Consider the following 16,912-nt stretch of genomic DNA (forward strand, 5'->3'; position numbering starts at 1 on the left):
AGCTGAAATTTTTTGAAAATCTCAGACTTGTTCATTAATTATTCATGTGTATGATAACGTCACTGGACATGGCCAACATACAGCTTATAGTTAATTTGCGATACGTCGCCAAAAACCAGGAAACCAATCGATATGCGTATTGAAGAAGATTTGAAGTTAGGCTTCAAAGATGTTTTGATTCGTCCTAAGCGTTCCACACTAAAGAGTCGCTCAGAAGTAGAGCTTGAGCGCACCTACACCTTTAAACACTCAGGTCATCAGTGGTCAGGTATTCCGATTATTGCCGCGAATATGGACACTGTTGGTACCTTTACTATGGCAGAAGCATTGGCCTCTTTTGGCTTGCTCACTGCCGTCCATAAACACTATACCGTTGAGCAGTGGCGCGAGTTTGTTGCCAGAGTGCCTGAGTCGGTGTTACGTCACGTGATGGTGTCTACCGGAACCTCTGAAGCTGATTTCACTAAGTTAAGTCAGATCATGTCATTTTCCCCTGCGCTGAAGTTTATTTGTATTGATGTTGCCAATGGTTACTCTGAACATTTCGTTGGCTTCCTGCAAAAAGCGCGTGAAGCCCATATGGATAAAGTGATCTGTGCCGGTAATGTTGTGACAGGTGAAATGGTGGAAGAACTGGTTTTATCCGGTGCAGACATCGTTAAGGTTGGCATTGGCCCAGGTTCAGTTTGTACCACTCGAGTTAAAACCGGCGTTGGCTATCCTCAGCTATCTGCGGTCATTGAATGTGCTGATGCTGCTCACGGTCTGGGTGGTCAGATTGTCAGTGATGGTGGCTGTACTATGCCAGGTGATGTGGCGAAGGCTTTTGGCGGTGGTGCCGACTTCGTTATGCTTGGTGGCATGTTAGCGGCTCATGAAGAGTGTGAAGGCAAAGTTATCGAAGAAAACGGTAACCAATATATGCTGTTTTATGGCATGAGCTCGACCTCTGCGATGAATCGCCACGTTGGCGGAGTTGCTGAATATCGTGCTGCTGAAGGTAAAACCGTTCAATTGACCTATCGTGGGCCGGTTGAGAATACCGTGCGTGATATTTTGGGTGGCCTGCGTTCAGCCTGTACTTATGTGGGGGCTGAGCGTCTGAAAGAGTTGACCAAACGCACTACCTTTATCCGCGTGGCGGAGCAGGAAAATCGAGTGTTTGGTCAGTCTTAATGAAGTAGAAACGTGCGCCAATAATGTAATGTTGATGAGTTAAGAAAGTTTTATAAGTTGGTTTTATTTTTTGTCCTTTTATTGAGCGCTGGAATTCAGCTGACAACTGAGTGAGGGAGCACGTCCAGCATGGATGCTGGACGAGGCGCTCGCCTTAGCGCTTCTGCTCGGCCACATGCACTAACGTCGATTTATTCTCTGTACTAATAGTGGACGAAATGTTCGCCGTAATTAAACTTAACTAACAACCATTAATACTCACTGCGGACTTTTATCATATTTTACCCTACGCCATCACATTCCCCAGTTGAAAAATGGGTAAATAAATAGCAATCACCAGCCCACCGATAATTACTCCCAGTATCATCATGATTAACGGTTCAATTTTTGCGGACAGATTTTCCGCCAGAGTTTCCGCTTCGGTTTCGTAAATATCCGCCAGCTTATTCAGCATATCGTCTAGCGTGCCTGACTCTTCACCTACACGGATTAGTTGATGTGATAGTGAAGGAAACAGTGTCTGCTGACGTAGGGCTTCACACAAAGGCGATCCCTGTTCAATTAACTTGAGTATGGTCAGCAGTGCATTCAGGTATTGAATATTACCCGATGCGTTGGCGGCTGATTTAATGCCGGCGGTTAGCGGAATGCCTGCCTGTTGAGTCATCGCCAGCGTGCGGAATATTTTGGCTAATCCATTGGTCTGGATCAGCTTTCCGCACAGGGGTAAGCGCAGTAATAACCTTTGTTCTCTCTGCTGCCAATTTAGCTGGGGACGTAATTTTTTAACATAGTAGCCAATGGGAATAGAGATAAGGATTAACATAAGTAGTCCGAAGTCTCTGATGATGTCGGATAAATCAATCAACGACTGGGTAAACCACGGCAGGGGAGCATTGAAGGATTGGTAGATTTCCGAGAAGGCCGGGAGTACTAAGGTTAACATCAGTAGTACCACCAGCAACGCGACAGCCAGAATAAATATCGGATAGCTGAGCGCCTTACGGACTTTTTTCTGTAGTTTGATGAGCTTGTCTTGTTGCTCGGCCAGTAACCAGCAGCATTGCTCCAATTTACCGGTTAATTCACCCGTTCTAATTAGCTCGCAGAATAAGGGGGGAAAGGCGTCAGGGTATTCAGATAGTGCCAGAGAGAATGCCTTGCCCTGAGCTATCTGATTTTGTAGCTCTTTTAGCAGATAGCGCCATGCTGGTTGCGGATGTTCGGCGGCAATCAAACCAAGGCAGTGGGAGAGGGTAAGCCCAGCCTGTAGCATTGTGGCTAGCTGACGCGTAACCAGAGACAGCGCGCTTAGCGGCCAGCATTTCCGGCTTAACTTTACTCCGGCTTTTATTCTGACCGGAACCGTTCCCTGAATAATCAGGAGCTGTTTAGCATGGTTTCGTGTGCTGGCTGGGATTTCGCCGGTTTTACCATCAATGTCTTGCCAGATAAACAGGGTTGAGTATTTCATGGTGATATTGCTTGGCCTGAAAATGAACCAAGGGTTCTATACAGCTCCGATAGTGAGGTAATATCTTGTTCTACCAGCGATAAACCGGATTGAAACAGCGAGACCATACCTTGCTCACAGGCTAAGCGGTGTAGTTCACTGACCGGCTGTTTGGTTAATAGCCCTTGTTTTATGGCATCATTGATGACCAGCATTTCATAAATTCCTACTCTGCCGTAGTAGCCACCGCTACAGTTTTCACAGCCTTTGGCTTCGCTGGTGTAGAGCGTGATGGTTTTACTTGCTGTGTGCACCAGCTCCGGTAATAGCCGTTTTTCTTTGCAGTGGGGGCAGAGGCGGCGGATCAACCGTTGGGCCACAACTAACTTCAGGCTGGCGGCTAACAGATATTCAGGGATACCCATCAGACTTAGGCGTAATAAGGTTTCAGTGGTTGAGTTGGTGTGTAGCGTCGCCAGAACTAAATGCCCAGTTTGAGCAGCCTCAACGGCTATCTCTGCGGTTTCTTTATCCCGAATCTCTCCAATCATCAGTACATCAGGATCCTGACGTAATAAAGCTCTTAATGCGCTATTAAACGTGACTCCTGTTTTGGTGTTTACTTGAGTTTGGTTGATGCCATCCGTTGGGATTTCAATCGGATCTTCCACGCTACAGATATTACGAGAAGCATCATTTAACAGATGTAATCCACTGTATAAGGTCACCGTTTTGCCGCTGCCCGTTGGGCCGGTCACTAATATCATTCCCTGAGGCTGTTGTAGCATCGCGCTATAAAGTTGCTGCTCACGTTGACTCATTCCCAATGATGAGATGGTGTGCTGACGGTTGTCGGACTCCATTACTCGCAATACCGCTTTTTCGCCGCCGTTGACGGGAATGGTGGCTATGCGTAGTGCTCGCGGTTGGTGTTCATAATGAAAGATAAGCTGTCCATCCTGAGGAAGACGGCGTTCAGCAATATTAAGTTGGGCCATTATTTTTAAGCGTGCGATCAGCTGAGGGGCTAATGCCAACGGTGGTGATAGGGTTTCCTGTAAGGCACCATCAATGCGCAGTCGTATGCGATAATGCTGACTGTATGGCTCAAAATGAATATCTGATGCTCTACGCTGAAGCGCTTGTCGGATGACCTGATTAATAAACTGCACTACAGGTTCATCGTCATGATCTTTTCCTGATAACTCATTGATGCTGCTGGTCTCTGTATTTTTCTGCTGTGCGGCTTCTATTAAAGCGGTGTCAGGACAAGCATGGTTTAACCGCTGAAGATGTTGCTCGATTTTGATTGCCGGCCAGTCGATAACTTTAATGTGTCGACCGCTGGTAAATGCCAGCTCGGAGATGGCCTGTGCCGGTAAACTATCGGCAATTGCGGCAATGGTTAATTGCTGGGTATCTATTGCTATGGGCACCACGCGATGACGCAGGCATTCAGTAATGAGTTCCGGAGTGAAATCTTTGCCGGCTAAATCACGTCGATTCATGATTCACTTGCCTCATCAAAGCGGAAAATATCATGACAGGCCTGAATGATTTTTTCATTGGCATTAGATGTGCTGCAACTGCGCTGCCATAATAGGCCTCCGGCTGCGTTATCCATTGCTGACGTTAGGGTGACACTGAGTCCCAACAGGGCGTTTTGGCCAGTTAGGGAAATCGAGCCATTAGCGACGGTTATTTGAGAAACGTAGCGGGTGGTTTTACTGGCAGGAATACCATGGCTATCGTTATTACATTGGCTGAGCTCACCTTTTTCCAGCGCGCACAGTTCTACAGCGGTTTTATACGGTACCATCGCCTGTAGCATATCGGTTAATGCGGCTTTTTGGATATAGCCTTGATAGGCGGGCAGTCCTACGGCACTGAGAATGGCAATGATAGTAATGGCAATCATTAGTTCAAAAAGGGTAAATCCTGCTTGCTGATTCATAGTATTGGTTCCTGATGGTATGGCGAGGTAATACGATGTTCAGCAGCTTAAGTATCCAGATAAAAAACAAAATATTTAATCCAGAGTTTTGGGAATAGGGGCGCAGTTATTTTCTGGCCGTTGGGATCATTACTCAGGGAGTGCGAGATGCTTAGCAATGATCCAAGATAGTATGATGACATTGGATAAACCATTACGCAGATACCATGGCCCGCCTTATAATCATGGCAATTGTTGTTGAATACGCAGAGGCATTGGATGGAATTAGTTCAAGGGTGGATTGATGGTGTGAAGCGTGTGCCATCGCCTCATTTTGATGAGAGACCAGCGGGGGAAATTCCCTCTTTGCTGGTGATTCATAATATTAGCCTGCCACCGGCTCAGTTTGGTGGTCCCTACATCGATCAGTTGTTTACTGGCACCTTGGACGCCAATGAACATCCGTATTTTGCTGAGATTTGTCATTTGCGGGTATCCGCTCACTGTTTAATCCGTCGTGATGGTGAAATTATTCAATATGTCCCGTTCGATAAACGGGCCTGGCATGCCGGCGTTTCTCTGTTTCAAGGGCGTGAGCGTTGTAATGATTTCTCAATCGGTATTGAGATGGAGGGAACGGACGACTTGGATTTTACGCCACAACAGTATCAGAGCCTGAATCAGGTGACCCGGCTATTGATGGATCATTATCCGATTACCTCGGAGCAGATCACGGGTCATAGCGATATTGCCCCGGGCCGCAAGACCGATCCGGGACCGCACTTTGATTGGAAACGGTATAAGGCATTGATTACCGGATGACGGCGATCATATTTGGATAAAAAAATGCCCGTCAGGTAATCCAAACGGGCATTTCACATCAGGCTAATTACTTTATGGTGTTACGCGTAATGGCGTAGCCAATTCCCAGAATAACCAACCATACCGGGATCAGGAGAACAGAAATACGGATGCCGGGAGTTAAATACATAATGACCAGTACACCTGCTAAAAACAGTAAACATAGATAGTTACTGAATGGGTAGAGAATCGACTTAAACTTGGGGGTAACTCCTTCACGGTCTTTAGCTGCGCGAAATTTTAAATGCGACAGGCTAATCATCGCCCAGTTAATGACAATACTGGATACCACCAGCGACATCAGAATGTTGATGGCTTCTTTAGGAATTAAATAGTTAATTACGATGCCAATGGCCGCTACGGTGCTTGAGAAAATGATCGCATTCACCGGTACGCCGCGGCTATTGGTCTTAGCCAACGATGCAGGGGCATTTTTTTGCAGTGCCAGACCATAAAGCATACGGCTATTACTGTATACGCAGCTGTTATATACTGATAAGGCGGCGGTTAGCACCACGATGTTGAGCGCGGTAGCAACAACAGTACTGTTTAAGTCATGGAATATCATCACAAATGGGCTGCCGCCTTCGACAACTTTAGTCCATGGATAAAGGGATAGCAGCACTACCAGAGAACCAATATAGAAAATCAGGATGCGATAGAGGACCTGATTAATGGCTTTAGGAATGGTTTTTTCCGGATTGTCCGCTTCTGCTGCGGTAATACCGATCAGTTCCAGACCACCGAATGAAAACATAATAATCGCGGTAGCCATAATTAAGCCCTCGGTTCCAAACGGCATAAATCCGCCTTGAGACCAAAGGTTATCAATACTGGCGTCCGGGCCACCGGTACCGGTGATTAACAGATAGGAACCAAAGGCGATCATGCCAATAATGGCTGCGACTTTGATAATGGCAAACCAGAACTCTAGTTCACCATAGATTTTGACGTTGGTTAGGTTAATGGCATTGATTAATACAAAGAAGAATGCTGCGGAAACCCAAGTTGGGATGTCAGGCCACCAATAGTGAACATAGAGGCCAACGGCCGTTAGTTCAGCCATACTGACCAGAACGAAGAGCATCCAGTAGTTCCAGCCAGACAGGAAACCGGCAAAAGGCCCCCAGTATTTATAGGAGAAGTGGCTGAACGTGCCGGCAACCGGTTCTTCAGTGATCATTTCACCAAGCTGGCGCATGATCAAAAAAGCAATGATACCGCCGATAGCGTAGCCCAATATGACTGAGGGCCCCGCCATGCTAATGGTTTGCGCGCTGCCAAGAAACAGGCCGGTACCAACGGCGCCGCCGAGTGCAATTAATTGGATATGGCGATTTTTAAGACCGCGTTTGAGCTCATCACTCATTGTTGTTCATTCCTCACAGACTGTTGTCAGGCTTTTTATTGCTTTGAAAGTATGGCAATAGCATTATTTTGTTCGGTGTTTCTGGTCAGGTAGAAAATAGCGGTTAGCTGTGTGTATTAAAAAATTTACAGCTATCAATAAAAAGATTTTTGATGCCATCTACCGAAGCGGCAAGAATAGTGGTAAATAGCAAGGTTTGCATTAATTTTCTTTAGTTCAAGCTTTTTTCCTTTTTTTTTAATGTAATCAAACGGCAACGGCGATTATAAAAAACATTACTTTTCAAATTATTACTTTAGTGCAGCACTGATTGTTCCTAACTCATCGGCGATGTTTTTTCCATTAGCGGGATGCGGATAAATTTATTTTTGAACCGGATGTTTTGTGTGAGAGGTGATTTCCCACTGCACATTAGGCATTTCCACAGATTTTTAAGAAAAAAATTGGAACCGATAGCTCACTTTCATCCATTTCGACTATTCAAATAAAGTGAATTTAAATGCTTAAATTATATATAATAATTTATCAATTGGTTTGCTGATTCGCTTCAGTTTTATTTTTTATTCGTTTCATAAAGGTTAAATATCCAATGGTTAGCTGAATCGTTTTTATTTCAGTGATGATTTGAATGTTAACGATATTTTATGGAGAGCGCGGTGGTCATTGGCGTTGCGTGATTTTGATTAACGGCCATGTGGACATAAGGTGAATATTTTGTTACTTTAGCGTCACATATTTGATATTGGTATTACCAATTGACTCCAGAGCGTTTTGAGAAGCATTATGGTTTACAACAAGGTTCGCCAACCCAAGTTATCTGACGTTATTGAGCAACAGCTCGAAACGCTGATTCTTGAAGGAACCCTTCGTCCAGGAGAGAAACTTCTGCCGGAGCGTGAGCTAGCCAAAAAATTTGATGTTTCACGTCCTTCATTACGCGAAGCTATTCAGCGTTTAGAAGCAAAAGGCTTACTGTTACGTCGTCAGGGGGGAGGGACTTTTGTACAAACCAACCTCTGGCAAAGCCTCAGCGATCCGTTAAGCGAACTGTTGGCGGAGCATCCTGAATCTCAGTTCGACCTATTAGAAACGCGTCATGCTCTGGAAGGAATTGCCGCTTATTATGCTGCTGTGCGCGGTACTGATGAAGACTTTCAGCGTATTCGTGCCCATCATAAACAAATTGAAGTCGCTCAGGCTTCCGGCGATAAACAGAATGAAGCCGAAGCGGTAATGCAATATCAAACGGCCGTTACCGAAGCGAGTCATAATGTAGTACTGCTCCATTTACTGCGTTGTATGACTCCGCTGTTGGAACAAAACGTGCGTCAGAATTTCGATTTACTCTATTCTCGCCGAGAAATGCTGGAAAGAGTGAGTAACCATAGGGCTAGCATATTCGAAGCGATTGTTGCACGTGAACCAGAAAAAGCACGTGAAGCTTCGCATCGTCATTTAGCCTTTATTGAGGAAGTGTTGCTGGATCTCGATAGAGAACACACCCGTCGCGAGCGATCGCTGCGCTTGTTACAGCAACGGAAGGATTAAGGGCTGTTACAGCTCACTACAACACCGAGCCTGTCTTAATAATGTTTTGCGTCAGTTCTGGAGTAAGACGTTATTAGGACAGGCTTTAAATAACTAACGTAAAGAAAGAATAAGGAAACAACCATGTCGGAAATTGTAAATCAAGACGTGGATCCGATTGAAACCCGCGATTGGTTGCAGGCGATCGAATCGGTCATCCGTGAAGAAGGCGTTGAGCGTGCTCAATATCTGATTGATCAGGTTATGGCGTCTGCACGTAAGGCCGGCGTTAATTTACCGTCAGGTGCATCATCTACCAGCGATTATATTAATACCATTGCACTGGCTGATGAACCTGCGTATCCGGGTAACCTCGATTTAGAGCGCCGTATTCGTTCTATTATCCGTTGGAACTCTATCATGACCGTACTGCGCGCTTCCAAGAAAGACTTGGAACTGGGCGGTCACATGGCCTCTTTCCAGTCATCTGCGACCATCTATGAAGTGTGTTTTAACCACTTCTTCCGTGCTCGTAATGCGAAAGACGGCGGTGACTTGGTGTATTTCCAAGGTCACATTTCCCCAGGAATCTATGCCCGTGCCTTCCTTGAAGGCCGTCTGACTGAAGAGCAGATGAATAACTTCCGTCAGGAAGTTCACGGTAAAGGACTGTCTTCTTATCCGCACCCTAAACTGATGCCTGAATTCTGGCAGTTCCCGACCGTTTCCATGGGTCTGGGTCCAATCAGTGCGATTTATCAGGCTCGCTTCCTGAAATATCTGCATCACCGTGGCCTGAAAGATACTTCTGCACAAACCGTTTACGCGTTCCTTGGTGACGGTGAGATGGATGAGCCAGAATCTAAAGGTGCAATTACCATTGCTACCCGTGAAAAACTGGATAACCTGGTCTTCATCATCAACTGTAACCTACAGCGTTTAGATGGTCCTGTAACCGGTAACGGTAAAATCATCAATGAACTGGAAGGCATTTTCAGCGGTGCTGGCTGGGATGTTATCAAGGTTATGTGGGGCAACCGTTGGGATGAGCTGCTGCGTAAAGACACCAGTGGTAAACTGATTCAGTTAATGAACGAAACCGTCGACGGTGACTACCAGACATTTAAGTCTAAGAACGGTGCTTACGTTCGTGAACACTTCTTCGGTAAATACCCAGAAACAGCTGCATTAGTCAAAGATATGACTGACGATGAAATCTGGGCATTAAACCGTGGTGGTCATGACCCAAGAAAAGTTTATGCAGCACTGCAGAGAGCGCAGGAAACTCAGGACAAACCAACCGTTATTCTGGCTCACACCATCAAAGGTTATGGTATGGGTGAGACTGCGGAAGGTAAAAACATTGCGCACCAGGTTAAGAAAATGAATATGGAAGGGGTTCGTCAGTTCCGCGACCGCTTCAATGTGCCTGTGGCCGATGCAGACATCGAAAAACTGCCATTCCTGACGCTGGAAAAAGATTCTGAAGAGTACAAATATCTGCATGAGCGTCGTGAAGCGCTGCAGGGTTATGTACCAACTCGCTTACCAGCATTTACCGAAGCGCTGACGATTCCTGCACTGGATGATTTCAAAGGTTTGCTGGAAGAGCAAAACAAAGAAATTTCTACCACTATTGCTTTCGTTCGTGCATTGAACGTGATGCTGAAAGATGCCTCTATCGGGCCTCGTTTAGTACCAATTCTGGCTGATGAAGCGCGTACTTTCGGTATGGAAGGTCTGTTCCGTCAAATCGGTATTTATAGTCCTAAAGGCCAGCAGTACGTTCCTCAGGATCGTGAGCAAGTTGCCTACTATAAAGAAGATGAGAAAGGTCAGATTCTGCAAGAAGGTATTAACGAACTGGGTGCTGGCGCATCATGGTTGGCTGCTGCCACATCTTACAGCACCAACGATTTACCAATGATTCCGTTCTACATCTACTACTCCATGTTTGGTTTCCAACGTATTGGCGACCTGTGCTGGATGGCAGGTGACCAACAAGCGCGTGGCTTCTTGGTTGGTGGTACTTCTGGTCGTACGACGCTGAACGGTGAAGGTTTACAGCACGAAGATGGTCATAGCCATATTCAGGCGCTAACCATCCCTAACTGTATCTCTTATGACCCAACTTACGCTTATGAAGTCGCGGTCATCATGCATGACGGTTTACAGCGCATGTACGGTAATCAGGAAAACGTTTACTACTACATCACTACGCTGAACGAAAACTATCATATGCCAGCCATGCCTCAGGGCGTTGAAGAGGGTATCCGTAAGGGTATCTATAAGCTGGAAACGGTGAAGGGTAAAGACGGTAAAGGCCATGTTCAGTTAATGGGCTCTGGTTCTATTCTGCCTCACGTACGTGAAGCGGCTCAGATTCTGGCAAATGACTACGGCATTACTTCTGACGTTTATAGCGTAACGTCATTCACTGAACTGGCTCGTGATGGTCAGGATTGTGAGCGTTGGAACATGCTGCATCCGCAAGAAACTCCGCGTGTGCCATATGTTGCTCAGGTGATGAATGATGCACCAGCGGTTGCTTCTACCGACTATATGAAGCTGTTTGCAGAACAAATTCGTAACTTTATTCCAGCCAGCGATTTCCGCGTACTGGGTACGGATGGCTTCGGTCGTTCCGACAGTCGTGAAAACCTGCGCCACCACTTTGAAGTAGACGCATCTTATGTTGTGGTTGCTGCTCTGGGTGAATTGGCTAAACGTGGTGAAGTGAATACCAGCGTTGTGGCTGAAGCGATTACCAAATTTGGTATCGATGCAGACAAAGTTAACCCACGTCTGGCATAAGAGGTAAAGATTAAATGACTATTGAAATCAAAGTGCCGGATATTGGTGCTGACGAAGTAGAAGTAACCGAGCTTCTGGTGAAACCAGGTGACAAAGTTGAAGCTGAACAGTCACTGATCACCGTTGAAGGCGACAAAGCTTCGATGGAAGTACCTTCACCGCAGGCCGGTGTAGTAAAAGAAATTAAAATTCAGGTCGGTAGCAAAGTGTCTACTGGTTCACTGATTATGATTTTCGAAGCTGATGCGGCTGCGGCTGCACCAAAAGCAGAAGCTCCAGCGGCGGCTCCAGTAGCCAGCGCGCCAGCGGCTTCTGCTGCCAAAGATGTTCAAGTTCCTGATATCGGCGGCGATGAAGTGGAAGTGACTGAAATTTTGGTCAAGGTTGGCGATACCGTTACAGCGGAGCAGTCACTGATTACTGTTGAAGGCGATAAAGCCTCAATGGAAGTGCCAGCACCGTTTGCCGGCACGGTAAAAGAGATCAAAATTCAGGTTGGTAGCAAAGTGTCTACCGGTTCACTGATTATGGTATTCGAAGTGGCGGGCGCAGTGCCTGCTGCGGCGAGTGCACCTGTTGCGGCACCATCAGCTCCGGCAGCATCAGCGGCTAAAGATGTTCAAGTACCGGATATCGGTGGTGATGAAGTTGAAGTCACTGAAGTGATGGTGAAAGTCGGCGATAAAGTTGAGGCTGAACAATCACTGATCACCGTTGAAGGCGATAAAGCTTCAATGGAAGTGCCAGCGCCATTTGCCGGTATCGTAAAAGAAATCAAAATTCAGGTAGGCAGTAAAGTGTCTACCGGTTCACTGATTATGGTGTTTGAAGTGGCTGGCGCGGCCCCTGCGGCAGCAAGTGCACCAGCTCCGGCTGCCAGTGCGGCTCCTGCTGCGCCAGTTGCAGCGGCTAAACCTGCTGCCCCAGCTTCTGCCGGTAGCAATGAGTTTACTGAGAACGATGCCTACGTGCACGCAACGCCGGTTATTCGTCGTATTGCGCGTGAATTCGGTGTTAACCTGGCAAAAGTTAAAGGTACGGGTCGTAAAGGCCGTATTCTGAAAGAAGACGTTCAGGCTTATGTGAAAGATGCGGTTAAGCGCGTTGAATCTGGTGCAGCTGCCGGTGCTGGCGGTTCTATGCCAGGTCTGCTGCCTTGGCCGAAGGTTGATTTCAGTAAGTTCGGTGAAGTTGAAGAAGTTGAACTGGGCCGTATCCAGAAGATCTCTGGTGCTAACCTGCATCGTAACTGGGTGATGATCCCGCACGTTACGCAGTTTGATGAAACCGATATCACTGATGTAGAAGCATTCCGCAAACAGCAGAACGCTGAAGCAGCGAAGAAAAAATCAGACCTTAAAATCACCCCGCTGGTGTTTATCATGAAGGCTGTGGCAAAAGCGCTGGAAGAAATGCCTCGCTTTAACAGTTCACTGTCTGAAGACGGTCAAAAACTAACGCTGAAGAAATACATCAACGTTGGTGTTGCTGTGGATACGCCAAATGGCTTGGTTGTACCGGTGTTCCGTGACGTGAACAAGAAAGGGATTGTTGAGCTGTCTCTTGAGCTGGCTGAAATCTCCAAGAAAGCACGTGCAGGTAAACTGACGGCCTCTGATATGCAGGGTGGTTGTTTCACGATTTCTAGCCTGGGTGGTATTGGTGGTACGGCATTTACACCAATCGTTAATGCCCCTGAAGTGGCTATTCTGGGCGTATCTAAATCGTCTATGAAGCCAGTTTGGAATGGTAAAGAGTTTGCTCCGCGTCTGATGTTACCACTGGCACTCTCTTACGATCACCGCGTGATCGACGGTGCTGATGGTGCTCGCTTTATCAGCTTCATTAATAACGCGATGTCCGACATCCGCCGTTTAGTGATGTAATTTGAGGGCCGGCGGTGAGCCGGCCTTTTAATTGTTGCCTAGCTCAGAATTATCGACACTCCGGTTTGCAGAATTGTTATGTTTCTGTAAACTAAAGTGGTTGTAGAGGTTCCGGCAAAGCAAGCTATGATGAAACGAAACCAACGCCGGTTGCCCGGGAAAATAATTAAGAGGTCATAGATGAGTACTGATATAAAAACTCAGGTTGTGGTACTTGGGGCAGGTCCCGCGGGTTATTCAGCAGCTTTCCGCTGTGCGGACTTAGGTCTGGATACCGTTATTGTTGAGCGCTATTCCACGTTAGGCGGTGTGTGTTTAAACGTAGGTTGTATTCCTTCAAAAGCACTGCTTCACGTTGCTAAAGTGATTGAAGAGGCTAAAGCCTTAGCGGTACACGGTATTGTTTTTGGTGAGCCAAAAACCGATATTGATAAAGTCCGCGTTTGGAAAGAAAAAGTTATCGATCAACTGACCGGCGGTCTGGCTGGTATGGCTAAGATGCGTAAGGTTCAGGTGGTTAATGGTTACGGCAAATTTGTCGGTCCAAACACCATTGCGGTAGAAGGCGAAAACGGCATAACGAATATTAATTTTGATAATGCGATTATCGCTGCCGGTTCTCGTCCTATTCAATTGCCGTTTATTCCTCATGAAGACCCACGCATTTGGGATTCTACTGATGCATTAGAGCTGAAAAGTGTGCCTAAGCGTCTGTTGGTGATGGGTGGTGGTATTATCGGACTGGAAATGGGTACCGTTTACCATGCTCTGGGTTCACAAATTGACGTAGTAGAAATGTTCGATCAGGTGATCCCTGCTGCGGATAAAGACATAGTGAAAGTTTTCACTAAACGCATTAGTAAGCAGTTTAATCTGATGCTGGAAACCAAAGTGACTGCCGTTGAAGCGAAAGAAGACGGTATCTATGTCACGATGGAAGGTAAAAAAGCACCGGCTGAGCCTCAGTGTTATGATGCCGTTCTGGTTGCTATCGGTCGCACACCTAACGGTAAGCTATTGGAAGCAGGTAAGGCTGGCGTTGAAGTTGATGACCGTGGCTTTATCCATGTTGATAAGCAAATGCGTACCAATGTACCGCATATCTATGCTATTGGTGACGTTGTTGGTCAACCGATGTTGGCGCATAAAGGCGTTCATGAAGGTCACGTTGCTGCCGAAGTTATTTCTGGTAAGAAACACTATTTTGATCCGAAAGTGATCCCATCCATTGCTTATACTGAACCTGAAGTTGCATGGGTTGGTTTAACCGAGAAAGAAGCGAAAGAGAAAGGGATTAACTATGAAGTATCCACTTTCCCATGGGCGGCCTCCGGTCGTGCTATTGCTTCTGACTGTTCAGATGGTATGACTAAGCTTATTTTTGATAAAGAATCTCACCGTATTATCGGTGGTGCCATTGTTGGTACTAACGGCGGTGAGTTGCTGGGTGAAATTGGCCTGGCAATCGAAATGGGCTGTGATGCGGAAGATATTGCACTGACTATCCATGCGCACCCAACGTTGCATGAATCAGTTGGTTTAGCTGCTGAGGTTTATGAAGGTACTATTACTGACCTACCAAACGCAAAAGCTAAGAAAAAATAATAGCCTGTTGTGCTAGATGAATAAAAAAAACCGCTTCGGCGGTTTTTTTATGTCGAAAATTTACGTCATATATTTCTACTATTCCTATCCTATTTAATTCCCTTTCTGTTGTTTATTGTTAAAAAGATATGACAGTATCATTTTTTGCAATGAAAAATATGATGCCGGGTTCCGTAATTATTTTTAATTGAAAATTATCTTTGTGATAACAATGTTGTTTTTTAATGATTTCGATGCGTTGTAGATAAAAAATAAATTAAATAAAAAACAATAAATTAAAAAAAGATAAGCCAAGGCGTCACATTATGGCTATTTTTTATCATTTTGTGCCATAGGTCAAAATTTTAACATTTAGTTAATTTTTGATTTGATAATTCGCGACGCGAAAAATATGCTTAAACTGACTAAACATTACAAAAACCCACTCAGTAAGGATTTCAGAATGGGTTTACTTAACGAAGTATTATCTTGGAGGCGGCTAGGATGATGGTGAAGAATTTTTTTAAAAGAAAATATTTAGCATATGTTATCGCCGGTGCCACAATGGCTTCCGGTCAGTTCTTTGCCCCAGCTGCTTCAGCGGAAGAAGGTAAGGGATTTATTGAGGATTCTACCTTGACCGGTGGCATTTACTATTGGCAACGCGAGCGCGATCGTAAAGATATCTCTACTGGTCACTATGAAACCAACCTGTCTCATTCTACCTGGAACGCCAATCTGGATTTTAACTCCGGTTATGCTGCCGATATGTTTGGTCTTGATCTTGGGGTGTTTACCGCTATTGAAATGGGTGAGGCTCATGATAGTGGTCACCCGAACGAAATTGCCTTCTCTTCCAAAAACAGAACCTATGAAGAAGATTATTCCGGGGATAAGAGCGGAATCAGCCTGTATAGAGCGGCAGCTAAATTTAAGTATGGCCCGGTTTGGGCAAGAGCAGGTTACATTCAGCCAACGGGGCAGACGCTATTAGCGCCACACTGGAGTTTATTACCGGGTACATATCAAGGTGCCGAAGCTGGCGCTAATTTTGACTACGGTAGCGCAGGTGCGCTGAGCTTCTCTTATATGTGGGCCAATGAATATAAGGCTCCATGGCATACGCAAACTGATAATTTCTATCAAAACGATAAAAAGACCAAAGTTGATTATTTGCACTCTCTCGGTGCGAAGTATGATTTTAAAAACGATTTTGTGCTGGAAGGCGCCTTTGGTCAGGCACAAGGTTATGTGAATCAGTATTTTGCTAAAGGTTCTTATAAGTTTGACGTGGCGGGTCATCCGATGACCACCAGCTACCAGTTCTACGGTACCGAAGATAAGGTCAGCGGCGGTGGCGTTAATGATATTTATGATGGCTTAGCTTGGACTCAGGCATTAACCATGGGCTACAAAGTTGACCAGTTTGATTTCCGTCTGGAAGGTACTTGGATCAAGGCGGAAGGTAATCAAGGTTTCTTCCTGCAGCGTATGACGCCTACCTATGCCTCATCTAACGGTCGTTTAGATATCTGGTGGGATAACCGCTCAGACTTTAACGCCAACGGCGAAAAAGCCATATTTGGCGGCGTAATGTATGACTTAAGTAAGTGGGATCTGCCGGGATGGGCGGTTGGTGGTTCTTACGTCTATGCCTGGGATGCAAAACCGAGTACCAACCCGATATACGATCAAAGCCAACGCTTGAAAGAGAGTGCTTACAGCTTAGATGCGCTGTATACCATACAGGAAGGGCGGGCAAAAGGGACGTTATTTAAACTGCACTTCACACAATACGACAATCACTCAAATAACCCTAGCTGGGGCGGCGGTTACGGCAACGTCTTCCAGGATGAGCGCGATGTTAAATTTATGGTGATTGCACCGTTTACTATTTTCTAATGTTCCTATGCCCCACTTAGCCATAGCTAAGTGGGGCTTTTTAACAGGAGTTTCTGTATGAAAAAGCTATTACTTATTGTTGCTATGACCGTTGGTTTAAGTGCTTGCGCATCTCAGTCAGAAAATACCCAAGAAGAATCAGATTTGAAGCAGGCCTACAGTAATTGTATTAAAACCGCAGAAGGGTCAGTCGAAAAGGTTCAGGCCTGTCAGTCTATTTTAGCGGTGCTGAAGCAGGACGAAAAGCATCAAGCATTTGCTGAAAAAGAGACAGTCCGCGTACTGGATTATCAAAATTGTATTCAGGCCGCAGAGACTGGGAACGGTCAGGCTTATGCCAAGCAGTGCGGAAAAATATGGCAAGAAATTCGTGCGAATAATGAATAATTGAAATGGAGCAAGTTAAG

The 16,912-nt window shown here is 45.8% G+C and carries 12 protein-coding genes; 8 read left to right on the plus strand and 4 right to left on the minus strand.

The annotated features are described in order from the left end of the window. Positions 1-132 precede the first annotated feature (132 nt). Positions 133-1,176 carry a GMP reductase gene (locus tag EL341_RS04185; protein ID WP_047780181.1) on the plus strand — a complete coding sequence of 348 codons (1,044 nt, stop codon included), beginning with the start codon at positions 133-135 and terminating at the stop codon, positions 1,174-1,176. 286 nt (positions 1,177-1,462) lie between these two features. On the opposite strand, the gene hofC is transcribed toward EL341_RS04185, so the two are convergent. Genes hofC through ppdD form a run of 3 tightly spaced genes read right to left on the minus strand, consistent with a single transcriptional unit; the run spans position 1,463 to position 4,583 of the window. Then, positions 1,463-2,650 carry a protein transport protein HofC gene (gene hofC, locus EL341_RS04190; RefSeq protein ID WP_074820046.1) on the minus strand — a complete coding sequence of 396 codons (1,188 nt, stop codon included), beginning with the start codon at positions 2,648-2,650 and terminating at the stop codon, positions 1,463-1,465. Then, complete coding sequence (gene gspE / locus EL341_RS04195; protein ID WP_074820044.1) at positions 2,647-4,137, minus strand: type II secretion system protein GspE; 1,491 nt, start codon at positions 4,135-4,137, stop codon at positions 2,647-2,649. Before gspE ends, hofC begins: the two co-directional genes overlap by 4 nt. After that, positions 4,134-4,583: a prepilin peptidase-dependent pilin gene (gene ppdD / locus EL341_RS04200; RefSeq protein WP_074820042.1), complete on the minus strand. Its 450-nt coding sequence runs from the start codon at positions 4,581-4,583 to the stop codon at positions 4,134-4,136. Before ppdD ends, gspE begins: the two co-directional genes overlap by 4 nt. 258 nt (positions 4,584-4,841) lie before the next feature. Between ppdD and ampD the strand changes: the two genes are divergently transcribed. Then, entirely contained in the window at positions 4,842-5,384 is a 543-nt protein-coding gene (gene ampD / locus EL341_RS04205) for a 1,6-anhydro-N-acetylmuramyl-L-alanine amidase AmpD (RefSeq protein ID WP_126467076.1), read from the plus strand. Between the two features lie 67 nt (positions 5,385-5,451). On the opposite strand, the gene EL341_RS04210 is transcribed toward ampD, so the two are convergent. Then, positions 5,452-6,792 carry an amino acid permease gene (locus EL341_RS04210; protein WP_047780186.1) on the minus strand — a complete coding sequence of 447 codons (1,341 nt, stop codon included), beginning with the start codon at positions 6,790-6,792 and terminating at the stop codon, positions 5,452-5,454. Positions 6,793-7,575: 783 nt separating this feature from the next. Here EL341_RS04210 and pdhR point away from each other — a divergent pair. The 6 genes from pdhR to chiQ all read left to right on the plus strand — a co-directional run bounded on the left by pdhR (position 7,576) and on the right by chiQ (position 16,892). Then, on the plus strand, positions 7,576-8,340 hold the full coding sequence (pdhR, locus tag EL341_RS04215) for a pyruvate dehydrogenase complex transcriptional repressor PdhR (RefSeq protein ID WP_047780187.1): 765 nt from the start codon (positions 7,576-7,578) through the stop codon (positions 8,338-8,340). Between the two features lie 123 nt (positions 8,341-8,463). Further along, a complete protein-coding gene (aceE, locus tag EL341_RS04220) occupies positions 8,464-11,133 on the plus strand; it encodes a pyruvate dehydrogenase (acetyl-transferring), homodimeric type (RefSeq protein WP_047780188.1) in 2,670 nt (889 codons plus the stop codon). A gap of 14 nt (positions 11,134-11,147) precedes the next feature. Further along, entirely contained in the window at positions 11,148-13,019 is a 1,872-nt protein-coding gene (aceF, locus tag EL341_RS04225; RefSeq protein WP_126467078.1) for a pyruvate dehydrogenase complex dihydrolipoyllysine-residue acetyltransferase, read from the plus strand. Positions 13,020-13,199: 180 nt separating this feature from the next. Beyond that, complete coding sequence (lpdA, locus tag EL341_RS04230; RefSeq protein ID WP_047780190.1) at positions 13,200-14,624, plus strand: dihydrolipoyl dehydrogenase; 1,425 nt, start codon at positions 13,200-13,202, stop codon at positions 14,622-14,624. Positions 14,625-15,110: 486 nt separating this feature from the next. After that, entirely contained in the window at positions 15,111-16,505 is a 1,395-nt protein-coding gene (chiP, locus tag EL341_RS04235; RefSeq protein WP_408634896.1) for a chitoporin ChiP, read from the plus strand. 57 nt (positions 16,506-16,562) lie between these two features. Next, positions 16,563-16,892, plus strand: coding sequence for a ChiQ/YbfN family lipoprotein (gene chiQ, locus EL341_RS04240; protein WP_047780191.1), 330 nt, complete (start codon positions 16,563-16,565; stop codon positions 16,890-16,892). Positions 16,893-16,912: the final 20 nt, after the last annotated feature.

Origin of the sequence: Pragia fontium, assembly GCF_900638655.1 — a bacterium.
Lineage (GTDB): Bacteria > Pseudomonadota > Gammaproteobacteria > Enterobacterales > Enterobacteriaceae > Pragia > Pragia fontium.

Bases quoted from the DNA above. Each gene is read 5' to 3' on its own strand.
- gspE (WP_074820044.1), bottom strand. From the start codon at position 4,137: ATGAATCGACGTGATTTAGCCGGCAAAGATTTCACTCCGGAACTCATT.
- lpdA (WP_047780190.1), top strand. From the start codon at position 13,200: ATGAGTACTGATATAAAAACTCAGGTTGTGGTACTTGGGGCAGGTCCC.
- ampD (WP_126467076.1), top strand. From the start codon at position 4,842: ATGGAATTAGTTCAAGGGTGGATTGATGGTGTGAAGCGTGTGCCATCG.
- ppdD (WP_074820042.1), bottom strand. From the start codon at position 4,583: ATGAATCAGCAAGCAGGATTTACCCTTTTTGAACTAATGATTGCCATT.
- chiQ (WP_047780191.1), top strand. From the start codon at position 16,563: ATGAAAAAGCTATTACTTATTGTTGCTATGACCGTTGGTTTAAGTGCT.
- EL341_RS04210 (WP_047780186.1), bottom strand. From the start codon at position 6,792: ATGAGTGATGAGCTCAAACGCGGTCTTAAAAATCGCCATATCCAATTA.
- aceE (WP_047780188.1), top strand. From the start codon at position 8,464: ATGTCGGAAATTGTAAATCAAGACGTGGATCCGATTGAAACCCGCGAT.
- aceF (WP_126467078.1), top strand. From the start codon at position 11,148: ATGACTATTGAAATCAAAGTGCCGGATATTGGTGCTGACGAAGTAGAA.
- chiP (WP_408634896.1), top strand. From the start codon at position 15,111: ATGGTGAAGAATTTTTTTAAAAGAAAATATTTAGCATATGTTATCGCC.
- EL341_RS04185 (WP_047780181.1), top strand. From the start codon at position 133: ATGCGTATTGAAGAAGATTTGAAGTTAGGCTTCAAAGATGTTTTGATT.
- pdhR (WP_047780187.1), top strand. From the start codon at position 7,576: ATGGTTTACAACAAGGTTCGCCAACCCAAGTTATCTGACGTTATTGAG.
- hofC (WP_074820046.1), bottom strand. From the start codon at position 2,650: ATGAAATACTCAACCCTGTTTATCTGGCAAGACATTGATGGTAAAACC.